Raw genomic sequence first — 15,418 nt, 5'->3', positions numbered from 1 at the left:
CTCACCGAGCTACCGAGCTCGGCGAGACCCTCGACGGTCTCAAGGCCCGTGCGGCCGCCGGCGAGATCCAGGCGGTCGGCATCACCGGCAAGCAGTACATCCTCGCCGCCGGCGCCGATCTGTCGGACATCAGCCGGGTCGGTTCGAAGGACAACGCACGCCTGATCGCGCAGCTGGGCCACAAGGTCATCGGCTCGCTGTCCGACCTGGGCGTGCCCTCCTTCGCGTTCGTGAACGGACTCGCCCTCGGCGGCGGCATGGAGATCGCCCTGAACTCCACCTACCGCACGGTCGACGCCTCCGCCGCAGCCCTGGCGCTGCCCGAGGTCTTCCTCGGCATCATCCCCGGCTGGGGCGGCGCGTATCTTGTTCCGAACCTGATCGGCATCGAGAACGCGCTCGAGGTGGTCATCTCCAACCCGCTCAAGCAGAACCGGATGCTCAAGCCTCAGCAGGCGTTCGAGCTCGGCCTGTTCGACGCGATCTACCCCGCAGCGAACTTCCTGGAGAACTCGCTGGCCTGGGCCGATGCGGTCCTCGGCGGCAAGAAGGTGGAGCGCAAGAACGCCCCGGGCAAGATCGAGCGCACGGTCAAGTGGCCGGTGGCCATCAAGATGGCCCGCAACATGCTCGAGTCGAAGATCGGCACCGTGCCGAAGTCGCCCTATGCCGCGCTCGAGCTGCTCGACAAGGCGAAGAGCGGCACGAAGGCGGAGGGTTTCGCCCGCGAGGACGAGGCGCTCGCCGAGCTCGTGACCGGCGACCAGTTCGCGGCGTCGATGTACGCGTTCGACCTGGTGCAGAAGCGCGCCAAGCGCCCCGTCGGGGCACCCGACAAGACGCTCGCGAAGAAGGTCACCAAGGTCGGCATCATCGGGGCCGGCCTGATGGCCAGCCAGTTCGCGCTGCTGTTCGTGCGCAAGCTGCAGGTGCCGGTGCTCATCACCGACCTGGACCAGGCGCGCGTCGACAAGGGCGTGGCGTACATCCACGAGGAGATCGGCAAGCTCGAGGCGAAGGGCCGTCTCGACGGCGACACCGCCAACAAGCTGCGCAGCCTCGTCACCGGCACCACCGACAAGACCCTCTACGCGGACTGCGACTTCGTGATCGAGGCCGTGTTCGAGGAGGTCGGCGTGAAGCAGGCCGTGTTCGGCGAGATCGAGAAGATCGTCGCCGAGGACGCGATCCTGGCTACCAACACCTCGTCGCTCTCGGTCGCCGAGATCGGCTCCAAGCTCGCGCACCCCGAGCGCCTGGTCGGCTTCCACTTCTTCAACCCGGTCGCGGTCATGCCGCTGATCGAGATCGTGAAGACGGACGCCACGACGGATGCCGCACTGTCCACCGCCTTCGTGGTCGCGAAGGGCCTCGGCAAGAACGCCGTGCTCACCGCCGACGCCCCCGGCTTCGTGGTGAACCGTCTGCTGGCCAAGGTCATGGGCGAGGCTGCGCGCGCCGTGTACGAGGGCACCCCGGTCGCCGACGTCGAGAAGGCGTTCGGTCCGCTCGGCCTTCCCATGGGCCCGTTCCAGCTGATCGACCTGGTCGGCTGGAAGGTCGCCGCGCACGTGCAGGACACGATGGTCCGCGCCTTCCCTGAGCGCTTCTACGCGAACGACAACTTCCACGCTCTCGCCGAGCTGGACGCGGTCGTCGAGAAGGACAAGGGCGGTCGCGTGACCGGCTGGACGAAGGCCGCCGAGAAGGCGCTGAAGGGCCAGACCGGTTCGACTCCGGCATCCGCGGAGACGATCCTGCGTCGCGTGCAGGACGGCCTGGCGCAGGAGATCCGGATCATGCTCGACGAGGGTGTGGTCCCGGAGGTCGAGGACATCGACCTGTGCCTGATCCTGGGTGCGGGCTGGCCGTTCATCGACGGCGGCGCCTCACCGTACCTCGACCGCGAGGGAGCCTCGGAGCGCGTGTTCCAGGGCACCTTCCACAACCCGCCGATCCGCGGGATCGCGCACAGCTGACGAACGTCGCACGACGGGCCGCTCCGACTTCGGGGCGGCCCGTTCCGCGTCTGCGGGGAACGGACGGCGAACGCCCCGTGAGCACCTGCTCGACGGGGCTCGATCGGCATACGGCATCCGCACAGACCCGGCACAGTGGTCTCATGGAGATGCTCCTGACGATGGTGAGCGGCAAAGGGATCTCGAGCCTGCTGAAGACTGGAACCGCGATCCTCACGATCGTGCTCGTCTTCCCGGCGCTGATGAAGCTCTTCATCGTGACCGTGGACGAGGGCTGGGCCGCGATCCGCACCCGGAACGGCAAGCCGATCATCCGCAACCGGCCGCCACGGCGCAAGACGCGCCTCAGCGGCGCCGTGGGCGAGGTCGTCGTGCTGCGACCCGGTTCGCACGGGGCGTTCCCGCTGTTCTACTGGTACCGGCTCGTGGACGTGCGCTGCCGCGCGACCGACCTGCCGGTGCGGGAGCTGACCGGCGCCGGCGGCGTGCAGCACCGAGTGCACGCGTCGTTCGAATGGCGACCGATCCCGACCGGACACGACCTGAGGGTGTTCGAACTCGACGTGGTGAACGTGCGGGAACGCGCGTCGAACATCGTCGGCGCCGCTCTGCGCGACGCGGTGCGGATGCTGGACGGCGAAGAGCTCCCGCACAACGACGAGATCAGCACCAGAGTGCTCGCGGCCTGCGCCGAGTCGGTGCGCGTCGCGTGCGGTCTGGAGCTGGTGAGGGTGATGATCACCGGCGACTCCCTGACGGACGGCTACCTGCTGGCCGGCGCCCTCCGCGCCGGCGACCGCGCACCGGACGCTGTCGCCGCCCTGCACGCGCTCAAGTGAGCTCGTCCTGCGCTGGTCGCCCGTCCTGTCCGCCGCGTTCCGGCCAGTGCGCGAACGCCCGCTCGGCGATGGCTGTGATCGTCAATGAGGGGTTCACACCCGGGTTCGCCGGCACCGCCGCACCGTCGACGACATGCACGCCCGGATGCCCCCAGACGCGGTTCCAGGCGTCGATGACGCCGTCCTCGGGAGTCGCGCCGATCACCGCGCCGCCGAGGAAGTGCGCGGTCAGCGGGATGCCGAAGGCCTCGGGCCATGAGCCTCGCGCCTCGGTGCGCACACCGGTCTCCTCCTGCATCCGCGCGGCGATCGCCTCCGCGGCGCGATGCGCCTGCGGCAGGTACGACGGATTCGGCTCCCCGTGCCCCTGCCTGCTGGTCAGGACGTCCCGGCCCAGGCGACGGCGCAGCGAGAGCGTGAGCGAGTTGTCGGCCGTCTGCATGACGAGGGCGATGATGCCGCGCTCGCTCCACCGGCGCAGGTTCGCGAGCCGGAACTGCCGCACCGGATGCCGCAGCACCTGCGCGGCCATCGAGCCGAGCCGCCCGAACAGGGGCCGGTCGCCGTCGACCAGCAGCGTTGCGAGCCCGCCCATCAGATTCGAGCCCGCGCCGTAGCGCACGTTCTCCACGTGCGTGTGATCGTCCACGTGGAACGACGTCGTGATGGCCACGCCCTCCGTGTATGCGACGCTGTCCGGGACGCGGGTGGAGATCGCGCCGTCCAGCGCCTCGGAGTTGGTACGGGTCAGGCGACCCACGGCATCCGAGATGCGCGGCAGTGCGCCGGTCGCCTTCATCCGGTGCAGCAGCTGCTGCGTTCCCCAGGTGCCGGCCGCGAGCACCACCTGCTCCGCCCGGATCGTGCGGCGCTGCCGGCTCACCCACGCACCGGAGCGCTCGGAGGTCACGAGATACCCGCCGCGCGGATCCTCCCGCACCTCGACGACGGTGCGCAGCGGCTCGATCACCGCGCCGCGGCGCTCGGCGAGGTGCAGATAGTTCTTCCGCAGGGTGTTCTTGGCGCCGACGCGGCACCCGACCATGCAGTTGCCGCACAGTGTGCAGCCGGTCCGCGCCGGCCCCTCTCCGTCGAAGAACGGGTCGGGGACTGTGACGCCGGGCATGCCGAGGAAGACTCCCACCGGCGCGCGCCGGAAGCTGCCGCCGACTCCGAGGTCCTCGGCGGCGCCGGCCATGATCCGCTCCACGGGTCCGGTGTGCGGATAGTGCTCGACGACGCCCAGCATCCGCTTCGCCGTGACGTAGTGCGGCGCGAGCTCGGCCTGCCAGGACATCCCCGGTGGCCACTGCCTGTCGGCGAAGAACGCCGCGCCCGGCTCGTAGAGCGTGTTGGCGTAGTTCAGCGAACCGCCGCCGACGCCCGCACCGGCGAGGATCATCACGTGCGGCAGCCGATGGATGCGCTGCACGCCGAAGCAGCCCAGACGGGGCGCCCACAGGTAGCGGCGCACGTCCCACGACGTCCTCGCGAAGTCCTCGTCCTCGAACCGGCGGCCGGCCTCGAGCACCCGGACGCGGTATCCCTTCTCAGACAGGCGCAGGGCGGCGACCGAGCCGCCGAAGCCCGATCCCACGATCACGACGTCCTCGTCGTAGCTCATCCGTTCATCCCTTCGGGGTCCTCATCGTCGCGGAACCATCATCGTGACGGCGCCGGGTCGGATGCCGATCACGCACTCGCCCGCGCCGACGCGCTCGCCGTCGGCGTAGACCACCAGGTCGGGCGCCGACACCTGCACGCGTCTCGCCTGCCGGTGCAGCACCTCCGGCCGTGACAGGTGGGTGCCGCGCAGCAGCAGCGGGAACACGGTCAGCAGCCGCAGGCGGCCGAGCGGTGCGACGTGCACGAGGTCGAGCGCTCCGTCGTCGGGCCGGGCTCCGACGCAGATCGGCATCCCTCCCCCGTAGCTGGACGTGTTGCCGACGGCGAGCAGGGTGCCTGGCATCGACTGCTCCTCGCCGCTGTCGACGCGCACCCGGAAGTCGGTGGGTCGCAGCCGCAGCAGCTCGATGACCAGTGCGAGGTAGTACCGCAGCGGGCCGCGGGGATGTCGCAGCGTGTTGGTGCGCTCACTGACCTTGGCGTCGAAGCCGAGGGCGGCGATCGTGAGGAACGCCCGGCTCTCCCCCTGCGAGGAGATGCTGCCGAGGTCGATGCGACGCGGGCTCCCGTGGACTGCGGCTGACGCCGCCGCGGCGGGATCGCCGGTGGGGATGCCGAGCGCGCGGGCGAGGTCGTTCCCCGTGCCGGCGGGCACGAGCGTCACCGGCATGCCGGCATCGGCGAGGACGTCGATGATGCCGGTGAGCGTCCCGTCGCCGCCCACGACGACCACGCCGTCGTGACCCTCGTGCACGGCCTGGTGCGCGAGCGCGCGGGTCTGCGCGGCGGTGTCGCCCGCCAGCACCGAGACGACGGCGCCGGACTCCCGCAGCATGCGCTCGGCGGTGGCGGCAGCGCGAGCGCCGCGCCCCTTGCCCGCGAGCGGGTTGACGATCATCGCGAGCCGCACGGGTTCAGGCACCGGGGCGTTCCGTGGGGATCAGCACACCGGGATTCATGATCCCCCGCGGGTCGAGTTCGCGCTTGACGGCGCGAAGGATGCGGATGCCGGTCTCGCCGATCTCGTCCGCCAGCCAGGGCGCGTGATCGCGTCCGACGGCGTGGTGGTGCGTGATCGTGCCGCCGGCAGCCGCGATCGCATCCCCGACGCGATGCTTCACCGTCTCCCACACGCCGAGCTGCTCGCCCCTGATTCCGGCGAGCACCGTGAAGTACAGCGAGGCGCCCGTCGGGTACACGTGCGAGACATGGCACATTACGAAGCTCTTCGCCCCGGCATCCGAGAATCCGTCCTTGAGCGCGGCCGTCACCGCCGCCCGCAGCGCGTGCAGGTTCGACCAGGTCGTCGCTGTCTCCAGCGTCTCGCAGAACACCCCTGCGTCGAGCAGGGCGTCACGCAGATAGGGGCCGTCGAAGCGGGTGCGCATCCACTTCTCGGCATCGCCGCGGCCCGTGCTGGAGCCGCCGGCCTCGGCGAGGAGTGCCGCCGCGCGCTCGCGGCGTCTCTCCGCGTCCTCTCCCTCGAACACGGTGACGGCACTGGCGCCCTTCGCGAGCACCTTGCCGATCCGGCCGAGCTGAGCCAGGCTCACGCCGGTCTCGGCCTCGTCCGAGAGGCGGATGACGGTCGGTGTCCCGCCGCGCTGCACGACCTGCCGGAGCGCGTCGGCGCCGGTCGCGAAGTCCGGGAAGGTCCAGGACTCCATGATGCGCTCCGCCGGAGTCCGGTGCACGCGCACGCGCACCTCCGTGATCACTCCGAAGGCGCCCTCCGAGCCGAGCAGCAGGCGGGTGAGGTCCGGGCCGGCGGCGGAGCCCGGTGCGCGCCCGAGGTCCAGGTCGCCGGTCGGAGTGGCCATGCGGATGCCGGTCACCATGGCCTCGAAGCGGCCGTAGCCGGCCGAGTTCTGTCCCGAGGAGCGTGCGGCCGCGAAACCGCCGATCGTGGCGTAGCGGAAGCTCTGCGGGTAGTGCCCGAGCTCGAAGCCGTGCACCGCGAGCAGGCGCTCTGCCTCCGGTGCACGCGTGCCGGCCAGCAGCACCGCCTCGCCGCTGACCTCGTCGAGACGGATCAGACCGGACAGCAGCGCGAGATCCAGGGCGATCACGGCACGGTGCGCGCCGGCGTCCGGATCCACGCCGCCGACCACGCTGGTGCCGCCTCCGAACGGGACGACCGCGAGATCGCGCTCGGCGGCCGTGCGCAGCGTCTCGCGCACCTGATCGTGGTCGGCCGGCCGTACGACGGCATCCGGTGCCTCCTGGCGTGCAGCGCGACGGCGCAGCAGATCGGGCGTCGACTTCCCGCCCGAGCGTCGGATGCGGGTCTCCGCGTCGGTCAGCACTTGATCAGGGCCGACGACGGCTCCGAGCGCGTCGATGTCCGCACCCGTGAGGCGCGAGGCGGCGATCTCGACGGCGCCGATCGCCGGTGCGGTGTCCGGACGGCGCACGCGCCCCAGCATGAGCGGCAGCAGAGCCCGCACGGCACGCGGCAGGTCAGTGGCGCGTGCCGGGTCGCCCCAGCCGTCCCAGCGCATCTCCGGCGGCGAACCCGCCCTGTCGTCCTCGACATCCATGCGTTACAGTGTGACACATTGTGGAAGATCGTCAATCATCAGACCGGAACCCGCCGCGATGGGATGCGACGCAGTTGCGCATCCTCGGCGCCGCGGAGCAGCTGATCGCGCAGCGCGGCGTCGGCGGCGTCACGATCGCCGAACTGGCCCGCGCGGCAGGCGTGAGCAGGCCGACGATCTATCGGAGCTGGGCCGGTGCCGACGAGGTCGTCCGCGCCGCCCTGCTGCACCGCGTCGTGACGCTGCTCGAGCGCGTGCCGTTCGCGCAGACGCGCGCGGGGATCGTCGACGACGTGCTCCGCTTCTCGGAGGCGTTCCAGACCGACCCGCTCTACTCGGCCCTCCTCGCCCGCGAGCCCGAGGTCTTCACCCGCTACACCCTGCATCGGTTCGGCGCCAGCCAGCAGGCCATCCTGCAGCGGATGGCCGCCTCGATCGGCGCCGCGCAGGCAGGCGGCACGGTGCGCGACGGCGACCCGCAGCACATCGGGGTCATGCTGCTCCTCATCGCGCAGTCGGCGATCCTCTCGCACGGCACGGTGAACGAGCTCATCGACGACGCCTCGTGGGAACGCGAGCTGCGCGCCGCACTGGACGGGCTGCTGCGGCCATGAGCTCACCCGACTTCACCGCGTCGCGCCGTAGCGCCGAGCTCGCCCGCGCGGCGGCCGACACGGTCGACGTGCTGGTCGTGGGTGGGGGGATCACCGGGACCGGCACCGCGCTGGATGCCGCATCCCGCGGCCTCAGCGTGCTGCTCATCGAGGCGGAGGATCTCGCGTTCGGCACCAGCCGGTTCAGCTCCAAGCTGGTGCACGGCGGACTGCGCTACCTCGCCACCGGTGACATCGCGACAGCGCGGGAGAGCGCCAGGGAGCGCCATCTGCTGATGACGGCGATCGCGCCGCATCTGATCCGCCCGCTGCCTCAACTGCTCCCCTTCTCTCCCGCGGTCTCCCTGCGCCAGCGCGTCGCGGGGGCCGCGGGCATGGCGATGGGCGACCTGCTGCGGTTGCAGGCCCGCACGCCTCGACGCGTCCTCCCCGGCCCTCGCCCGGCGTCGGCCCGCACCGCGCTCGGGCTGGTGCCGGGGCTGGACGCGCATCGCCTGCGCGGGGGCATGATCACCCATGACGGGCAGCTCGCCGACGACGCACGCCTGGTGGTCGCGGTGGCGCGGAGCGCCGCCGCTCTGGGCGCGAGCATCCTCACCCGGGTTCGCGCGCTGCGCCTGCACGCCGACGGCGCGGACGCCGAGGACGTGCTCACCGGCGAGCGGTTGACGATCCGCGCACGCAGCGTGATCAATGCCACAGGCGTGTGGGCCGGGTCGCTCGACGACGCGATCACGGTGCGTCCCAGCCGCGGAACGCACATCGTGCTCGACGGCGCCGCTCTCGGGCATCCGCGCGCCGCCCTGACGATCCCGCACGTCGGGTCCGTCAGCCGGTACGTGTTCGCCCTTCCGCAGCCGGGCGGACGCGTCTACGTCGGACTCACCGATGAGGACGCGCCGGGCGACGTGCCGCGTGTCGCCCAGCCCACGGAGCCGGAGATCGCGTTCCTGCTCGAGAGCCTGAATCGTGTGCTGCAGACGCCGGTCCGCCGGGAGCAGGTGCTGGGTGCGTTCGCCGGGCTCCGTCCCCTGGTGGACGGCGGCGGTGGAAGCACAGCCGACGTGTCCCGCAGGCATCTCGTCGCGGCGTCCGACGACGGCTTCGTCTCGGTGCTGGGCGGCAAGCTCACCACGTATCGGCGCATGGCACAGGACGCCGTGGATCTGGCCGTGCGCACGCGCGGGCTGACGGCACCGCCCAGCCGCACCACCGCACTGCGACTGGCGGCCTTCTCCCCCGTCGATCCCGCACCTCCGCTGGCCGAGGGGCTGACCCTCAGCGCGGCGGACGTGGTGGATGCCGTGCGCACTCAGGGCGCGATGACGGCGGATGACGTTCTCGACCGGCGGACCCGTCTGGGCCTGATCCCGGAGGAGCGGGCACGGGCGCTCCCGCTGGTCGCCGACCTGGTCGCACGAGCCCTCGACGAGCTCGGCTGACGGCGCGCCTCGTCTTCGCTCCCCTCCGCGCGCTACCATTTGAACATGTTCAGTTCTGAGCTCACGCCGAAGGCCGAGCAGACACGCGCCCGCATCCGCGCAGCCGCGATCGATTCCTTCATCGAGCGCGGCTACCCCGACACCACGATCCGGCTGATCGCCAAGGAGGCGGGGGTGTCGGTGGGGAACGCGTACTACTACTTCCCCTCGAAGACCCACCTCGTGCAGGAGCTGTACGAGCAGGTGCAGCAGGACCACGCTCGCGTCGCAGTCCCCCTGCTGGAGGGCGTCGGGGGCCTGGTCGACCGCCTGCGGATCGTCTGCGAGACGGGCCTCGAGACGCTGGAGCCCTATCAGCGCGTGGCGCCGGGCTTCCTCAGCGCCATGATCGCCCCGGACTCCCCCATCAACCCGCTGTCCCGCGAGTCGTCCGGTGCGCGGGAGATGACGATCGGCCTCTTCCGGCGCGCGGTCGACGGCGCCGAGCACCGTCTGCCGGATGACATCGCGAAACGGCTCCCGGATGCCCTCTTCGTCGCGTTCCTGGGACTCATCGTGCGCTGGACCTACGACGAGGACGACCACGCCCGCACCCGGCGCCTTCTGGACACCGCACTGAAGCTGCTCGCGGTGGCCCTTCCCTTCGTGCGGGTCCCGGGCGTGCGCGGAGTCGCACGCGACCTGCTCGACCAGATCGCGGAGGTGCGGGCATGACAGGCGCGCCCGCCTCGACCCTGTCACCGCGCACTCCCGATCAGCCGATGGCGTTCACCCGTGACGAGTTCGTGATGGGGGCGGTGTCGTCCTGGCTCTTCTTCCTGGGGCTGCTGGCAGCGGCGGAAGTGTCCGTCGCGGTCGTCTCCGATGTCATGGGCTCGCTCCGCGGAGGCCCCTCCGGCTTCTCCTCCGTGGGGCTTCTGGGCCCCGTGCTGCTCATCTCACTGCTGATCGCGGCGCCCATCTCCGGAGTCGCGGCGCTGCTCACCGCGCCGCTGATCCGCAGGCTCGCGTGGCGGCTGCGCACGCGGCGCTCCCCCTGGCTCCACGTCGCCGCCCACGCCGCCATCGGCGCGGCGGTCGCGGCGCTCACCATCGTCGTCCTACAGCTGTGCTTCCTGCTGTGGACGGATGCCGCAGCCCCGGTGCCGCAGTTCGCCGGCTACTGCCTGATCGCCGCGGCGCTCACCGCGGCGTCCACGGTGCTCGGCTGGGCCGTCACCGTGCGCAACGCTCGCCGGTGGGACAGCGGCCGGAGCACAGCGCGGCGCATCCAGGCCCGCATCGATCGTGACGCCGTCATGGAGGACGGGGCTCTGGAGCCCTGACGCTCAGCTGCGATCGTGGATGGGCAGCGCGATCGCGCCGGTCTCGCCGGTCTGACGCGCCATCGGGACGCGCTTGCCCAGTACCTGTGCGACGACGTCCTGGGCGATCTTCGCGGCCGTGAGGCCGGCATCCTGCAGCACCTGCTCGCGCGACGCGTGCTCGATGAACGCGTCCGGCACGCCGAGCTCGTCGACGGCGGTGTCGATGCCCGCCTCACGCAGCACCTGACGCACCCGAGTGCCGACGCCGCCCACGCGGATGCCGTCCTCGAGCGTGATCACCAGACGGTGGCGTGCGGCCAGCTCGAGGATCGACGACTGCACGGGGATCACCCAGCGCGGGTCGATCACCGTGGCTCCGATGCCCTGCGCTCGCAAGCGGGCGGCGACGTCCAGGGCGAGCTCCGTGAACGGACCGATGCCCACCAGGAGCACGTCCTCGGTCTCATCGCGGGAGAGCACGTCGACCCCGTCCGCCAGCCGTTCGACGGCAGGGATGTCGTCCGGCACCGACCCCTTCGGGTAGCGGATCACCGTGGGCGCGTCGTCGACGGCCACGGCCTCGTCGAGCACCTCGTGCAGACGCGCCGCGTCCCGAGGTGCCGCGATGCGGATGCCCGGGACCAGCTGCAGCGTCGCCAGATCCCAGATCCCATGATGGCTCGGGCCGTCTGGCCCGGTGACACCGGCCCGATCCAGCACGAACGTGACGCCGGCCTTGTGCAGGGCGACATCCATCAGCACCTGGTCGAAGGCGCGGTTCATGAAGGTCGCGTAGATCGCCACCACGGGGTGCAGGCCGCCGAACGCGAGGCCGGCCGACGAGGCGACGGCGTGCTGCTCGGCGATGCCCACGTCGTACACGCGGTGCGGGTAGCGCTCGGCGAACGGGGCGAGGCCCGTCGGGCGCAGCATGGCGGCGGTCATCGCGATGACCTTCTCGTCCCTGCCGCCGACGTCGACCAGGGCGTCGGCGAACACCGAGGTCCACGAGCGGCCCGAGGACTTGCCCAGCGCGCCACCGGTCTTCGGATCGATGCGTCCGACGGAATGGAACTGGTCCGCCTCGTCGTCGAGCGCCGGCTGGTATCCACGGCCCTTCTCGGTGATGACGTGCACGATCACGGGTGCGCCGAAGTCCTTCGCCAGCTGGAGCGTCTCCAGGAGGGCGGGGAGGTCGTGACCGTCGACCGGGCCGAGGTACTTGATGTCCAGATTGGAATACAGTGCGGCGTTGTTCGTGAAGCGCGACAGGAAGCCGTGCGTGCCACCGCGCACTCCGCGGAACAGCGCCCGGCCGAACGGGCCGAAGGCGCGGAACACCCGGTCGGACTTGCGGTGCAGATCGCGATAGGCGGCGGCGGTGCGCACCCGGTTCAGGTAGCGGGACATTCCGCCGATCGTCGGCGCGTAGGAGCGTCCGTTGTCGTTGACGACGATCACGAGATTGCGATCGTTGTCATCGGAGATGTTGTTCAGCGCCTCCCAGGTCATCCCGCCCGTGAGCGCGCCGTCGCCGACGACCGCGACCACGTGGCGATCTCCCCGTCCGGTGGCGGTGAGGGCGCGGGAGACGCCGTCCGCCCAGCTCAGCGAGCTGGAGGCATGCGAGGACTCGACCACGTCGTGCGGGCTCTCCGAGCGCTGCGGGTAACCGGCGAGACCGCCGCGGGAGCGCAGCTGCGAGAAGTCCTGTCTGCCGGTCAGCAGCTTGTGCACGTAGGACTGGTGCCCGGTGTCGAAGATGATCGGGTCCTCGGGCGAGGAGAACACCCGGTGCAGCGCGATCGTCAACTCGACGACGCCGAGGTTCGGACCGAGGTGACCGCCGGTGCGGGCCACGTTCTCGACCAGGAAGGTGCGGATCTCGGCCGCCAGCTCAGCGAGCTGATCGGGTGAGAGCCGGTCGAGATCCCGGGGACCGGTGATGCTCGGCAGGATCGGCATGGACGCTCCTCCGCGACTCGACGACTGCGCGGCCGAAGGGCTCGCGCGAACCTGTCCAGTCTATCTCCGAGTCGGTGCGAGTTCGGTGCGTGGCGCGGATGACCGCGGCCTCGGCGGTGCGCTCCCCGGGGACGCGGAAGCGCCCCGCCCGGTCGAAAACCGGGCGGGGCGCTCTCGTCGTGGGGTCAGACCAGCTGACGCAGCACGTACTGCAGGATGCCGCCGTTGCGGTAGTAGTCCGCCTCACCGGGTGTGTCGATGCGCACGACCGCGTCGAAGGTGACGGGCGCGTGGCCCTCGGGCGAGAACTCGCTCGGGGTCGCGGTGACCTTCACCGTCTTCGGCGTGGTGCCCTCGTTGAGCTCGGTCAGGCCCTCGATCGAGATGATCTCGGTGCCGTCCAGGCCCAGCGACTCCCAGGACTCGCCCGCCGGGAACTGCAGCGGGACGACGCCCATGCCGATGAGGTTGGAGCGGTGGATGCGCTCGAAGCTCTCCGCGATGACCGCCTTGACGCCCAGGAGGTTGGTGCCCTTGGCCGCCCAGTCGCGCGAGGATCCGGAGCCGTACTCCTTGCCGCCGAAGACCACCAGCGGCACGCCCTGCTCCTGGTAGTTCATGCACGCGTCGTAGATGAACGCCTGCGGACCGCCGGGCTGGGTGAAGTCGCGGGTGTAGCCGCCCTCGATCTGCTGACCGTCGTTGACGGCCTTGACCAGCGTGTTCTTCAGGCGGATGTTCGCGAACGTGCCGCGGATCATCACCTCGTGGTTGCCTCGACGCGATCCGAAGGAGTTGAAGTCCTTGCGCTCCACACCGTGCTCCTGCAGGTACTGCGCAGCAGGGGTGCCCGGCTTGATGGCGCCGGCGGGCGAGATGTGGTCGGTGGTGACCGAGTCGCCCAGGGCCGCCATCACGCGAGCGCCGGTGATGTCGGTGACCGGGGTGAGCTCCATGGTCATGCCGTCGAAGTACGGCGCCTTGCGCACGTAGGTCGAGTCCTCGTCCCACTCGAAGATCGGACCGGTCGGCGTGGGCAGGCCCGTCCAGCGCTCGTCGCCGTCGAAGACGGTGGCGTACTGCTTGATGAACTGCTCACGCGAGATCGATGCGTCGATGATCTCCTGCACCTCTTCCGAGGTGGGCCAGATGTCCCGCAGGAACACGTCGTTGCCCTCGGTGTCCTGACCCAGCGCGTCGTTCTCGAAGTCGAAGTGCATCGAGCCGGCGAGGGCGTAGGCGATGACCAGCGGCGGCGAGGCCAGGTAGTTCATCTTCACGTCCGGGCTGATGCGGCCCTCGAAGTTGCGGTTGCCGGAGAGCACGGCGGTGACCGCGAGGTCGTGCTCGTTGACGGCGGCCGAGACCTCGTCGATCAGCGGACCGGAGTTGCCGATGCAGACCGTGCAGCCGTAGCCGACCGTGTAGAAGCCCAGGCCCTCGAGGTCCTCGTTCAGGCCCGACTTCTCGTAGTAGTCGGTGACGACCTTGGAGCCGGGAGCCAGCGTGGTCTTGACCCACGGCTTCTGCTTCAGGCCCTTCTGCAGCGCCTTCCGCGCGACCAGACCGGCCGCGACCATGACCGAGGGGTTGGAGGTGTTGGTGCACGAGGTGATCGCCGCGAGCGTCACCGCGCCGTTGTCCAGGATGTACTGGTCGCCGGCAGGCGTGGTCACGGGGACCGGCTTGGACGATGCGGCGGGCGCACCGCTGCTGATGTGCACCGGACGGGTGTGCACCTCCTCCTCACCGGGGACCTGACCGGGGTCGGATGCCGGGAAGGAGTGCTTCGACTCGAGGTCGGCCAGCTCGTCCGTGGTGGACGGCGTCGCGTAGTTGAGGATGTCCTTCTCGAACTGCGTCTTCGCCTCGGAGAGCAGGATGCGGTCCTGCGGGCGCTTCGGACCGGCGATCGAGGGGACCACGGTGCCGAGGTCGAGCTCCATGTACTCGCTGTACACCGGCTCGTTGGCGGCGTCGTGCCACAGGCCCTGGATCTTGGCGTACGACTCGACCAGCGCGATCGCCTCGTCGCTGCGGCCGGTGAGGCGCAGGTAGTCGAGGGTGACGTCGTCCACCGGGAAGATCGCCGCGGTGGAGCCGAACTCCGGCGACATGTTTCCGATGGTCGCGCGGTTGGCGAGCGGCACGGATGCCACGCCGGCGCCGTAGAACTCGACGAACTTGCCGACCACGCCGTGCTGGCGCAGCATGTCGGTGATCGTCAGCACGACGTCGGTCGCGGTGACGCCGGCGGGGATCTCGCCGGTGAGCTTGAAGCCGACGACGCGCGGGATGAGCATGGAGACCGGCTGGCCCAGCATGGCCGCCTCGGCCTCGATGCCGCCGACGCCCCAGCCCAGCACGCCCAGGCCGTTGACCATGGTGGTGTGCGAGTCGGTGCCGACGAGCGTGTCGGGGTAGGCGCGCAGCACGCCGTCGACGGTGCGGTCGTAGACGACCTTGGCCAGGTGCTCGATGTTCACCTGGTGCACGATGCCGGTGCCCGGCGGGACGACCTTGAAGTCGTCGAAGGCGGTCTGGCCCCAGCGCAGGAACTGGTAGCGCTCGCCGTTGCGCTCGTACTCGATCTCGACGTTGCGCTGCAGCGCGTTCTCCGCGCCGAAGAGGTCGGCGATCACGGAGTGGTCGATGACCATCTCCGCGGGCGAGAGCGGGTTGATGCGGCTCGGGTCGCCGCCGAGGGCGGTGACGGCCTCGCGCATGGTGGCGAGGTCGACGATGCAGGGCACGCCGGTGAAGTCCTGCATGAGGACGCGGGCGGGCGTGAACTGGATCTCGGTGTTGGGCTCGGCCGTGGCATCCCACGAGCCCAGCGCCTCGATCTGCGCCTTCGTGACGTTCTTGCCGTCCTCGGTGCGCAGCTGGTTCTCCAGAAGCACCTTCAGGCTGAAGGGGAGCTTCTCGTGACCGGCGACCGTGTCGATGCGGAAGATCTCGTAGTCGGTGCTGCCGACCGTCAGGGTGCTCTTGGCACCGAAGCTGTTCACCGTGGACACGGATCCGTCTCCTTCTGTTCGGATGGGAGCGACAGGCGACTCCATCTTGCTCGCCTCCGGATGCCGCGGCTAGCAAGGTTCGCCTT

General features: G+C 70.5%; 11 protein-coding genes. 6 read left to right on the top strand and 5 right to left on the bottom strand.

The window, feature by feature from the left end:
- Together BGN97_RS04340 and BGN97_RS04335 are read left to right on the top strand one after the other, a co-directional pair.
- On the top strand, positions 1 to 1,979 hold a 1,979-nt coding region (locus BGN97_RS04340), incomplete at its 5' end, for a 3-hydroxyacyl-CoA dehydrogenase NAD-binding domain-containing protein (protein ID WP_292698356.1).
- 143 nt (positions 1,980 to 2,122) lie between these two features.
- Positions 2,123 to 2,818, top strand: coding sequence for an SPFH domain-containing protein (locus BGN97_RS04335; protein ID WP_292698354.1), 696 nt, complete (start codon positions 2,123 to 2,125; stop codon positions 2,816 to 2,818).
- On the opposite strand, the gene BGN97_RS04330 is transcribed toward BGN97_RS04335, so the two are convergent.
- The 3 genes from BGN97_RS04330 to BGN97_RS04320 are packed head-to-tail and all read right to left on the bottom strand — an operon-like array spanning position 2,811 to position 6,984.
- Positions 2,811 to 4,442, bottom strand: coding sequence for a GMC family oxidoreductase (locus BGN97_RS04330; RefSeq protein ID WP_292698352.1), 1,632 nt, complete (start codon positions 4,440 to 4,442; stop codon positions 2,811 to 2,813). The two genes, BGN97_RS04335 and BGN97_RS04330, sit on opposite strands and share 8 nt — an antisense overlap.
- 21 nt (positions 4,443 to 4,463) lie before the next feature.
- Positions 4,464 to 5,366, bottom strand: a complete 903-nt coding sequence (locus BGN97_RS04325; RefSeq protein WP_292698351.1) for a YegS/Rv2252/BmrU family lipid kinase — start codon at positions 5,364 to 5,366, stop codon at positions 4,464 to 4,466.
- The gene (locus BGN97_RS04320; protein WP_292698350.1) at positions 5,359 to 6,984 is read right to left on the bottom strand and encodes an FAD-binding oxidoreductase; all 1,626 of its coding nucleotides are present in this window, start codon (positions 6,982 to 6,984) and stop codon (positions 5,359 to 5,361) included. Before BGN97_RS04320 ends, BGN97_RS04325 begins: the two co-directional genes overlap by 8 nt.
- 74 nt (positions 6,985 to 7,058) lie before the next feature.
- Between BGN97_RS04320 and BGN97_RS04315 the strand changes: the two genes are divergently transcribed.
- The 4 genes from BGN97_RS04315 to BGN97_RS04300 are packed head-to-tail and all read left to right on the top strand — an operon-like array spanning position 7,059 to position 10,365.
- Positions 7,059 to 7,598: a TetR/AcrR family transcriptional regulator gene (locus BGN97_RS04315; protein WP_292698349.1), complete on the top strand. Its 540-nt coding sequence runs from the start codon at positions 7,059 to 7,061 to the stop codon at positions 7,596 to 7,598.
- Positions 7,595 to 9,040, top strand: a complete 1,446-nt coding sequence (locus tag BGN97_RS04310; RefSeq protein WP_292698347.1) for a glycerol-3-phosphate dehydrogenase/oxidase — start codon at positions 7,595 to 7,597, stop codon at positions 9,038 to 9,040. The genes BGN97_RS04315 and BGN97_RS04310 overlap by 4 nt, the downstream gene beginning before the upstream one ends.
- A 45-nt stretch (positions 9,041 to 9,085) precedes the next feature.
- Positions 9,086 to 9,754, top strand: coding sequence for a TetR/AcrR family transcriptional regulator (locus BGN97_RS04305; protein WP_292698346.1), 669 nt, complete (start codon positions 9,086 to 9,088; stop codon positions 9,752 to 9,754).
- Positions 9,751 to 10,365: a hypothetical protein gene (locus tag BGN97_RS04300; RefSeq protein WP_292698344.1), complete on the top strand. Its 615-nt coding sequence runs from the start codon at positions 9,751 to 9,753 to the stop codon at positions 10,363 to 10,365. The genes BGN97_RS04305 and BGN97_RS04300 overlap by 4 nt, the downstream gene beginning before the upstream one ends.
- A 3-nt stretch (positions 10,366 to 10,368) precedes the next feature.
- Here BGN97_RS04300 and dxs read toward each other — a convergent pair whose 3' ends face one another.
- Complete coding sequence (dxs, locus tag BGN97_RS04295) at positions 10,369 to 12,312, bottom strand: 1-deoxy-D-xylulose-5-phosphate synthase (protein WP_292698342.1); 1,944 nt, start codon at positions 12,310 to 12,312, stop codon at positions 10,369 to 10,371.
- 185 nt (positions 12,313 to 12,497) lie between these two features.
- Positions 12,498 to 15,377, bottom strand: a complete 2,880-nt coding sequence (locus BGN97_RS04290; RefSeq protein ID WP_292698341.1) for an aconitate hydratase — start codon at positions 15,375 to 15,377, stop codon at positions 12,498 to 12,500.
- Positions 15,378 to 15,418 lie beyond the last annotated feature (41 nt).

The sequence above is a fragment of the Microbacterium sp. 69-10 genome, assembly GCF_001897945.1.
Classification (GTDB): Bacteria; Actinomycetota; Actinomycetes; order Actinomycetales; family Microbacteriaceae; genus Microbacterium.
Note: the sequence above shows the minus strand (reverse complement) of the source record. Positions and strands in the feature narration are given on the sequence as shown.

Coding starts and splice junctions, on each gene's coding strand:
- BGN97_RS04310 (WP_292698347.1), top strand. CDS start 7,595: ATGAGCTCACCCGACTTCACCGCGTCGCGCCGTAGCGCCGAGCTCGCC.
- BGN97_RS04330 (WP_292698352.1), bottom strand. CDS start 4,442: ATGAGCTACGACGAGGACGTCGTGATCGTGGGATCGGGCTTCGGCGGC.
- dxs (WP_292698342.1), bottom strand. CDS start 12,312: ATGCCGATCCTGCCGAGCATCACCGGTCCCCGGGATCTCGACCGGCTC.
- BGN97_RS04305 (WP_292698346.1), top strand. CDS start 9,086: ATGTTCAGTTCTGAGCTCACGCCGAAGGCCGAGCAGACACGCGCCCGC.
- BGN97_RS04320 (WP_292698350.1), bottom strand. CDS start 6,984: ATGGATGTCGAGGACGACAGGGCGGGTTCGCCGCCGGAGATGCGCTGG.
- BGN97_RS04300 (WP_292698344.1), top strand. CDS start 9,751: ATGACAGGCGCGCCCGCCTCGACCCTGTCACCGCGCACTCCCGATCAG.
- BGN97_RS04335 (WP_292698354.1), top strand. CDS start 2,123: ATGGAGATGCTCCTGACGATGGTGAGCGGCAAAGGGATCTCGAGCCTG.
- BGN97_RS04290 (WP_292698341.1), bottom strand. CDS start 15,377: ATGGAGTCGCCTGTCGCTCCCATCCGAACAGAAGGAGACGGATCCGTG.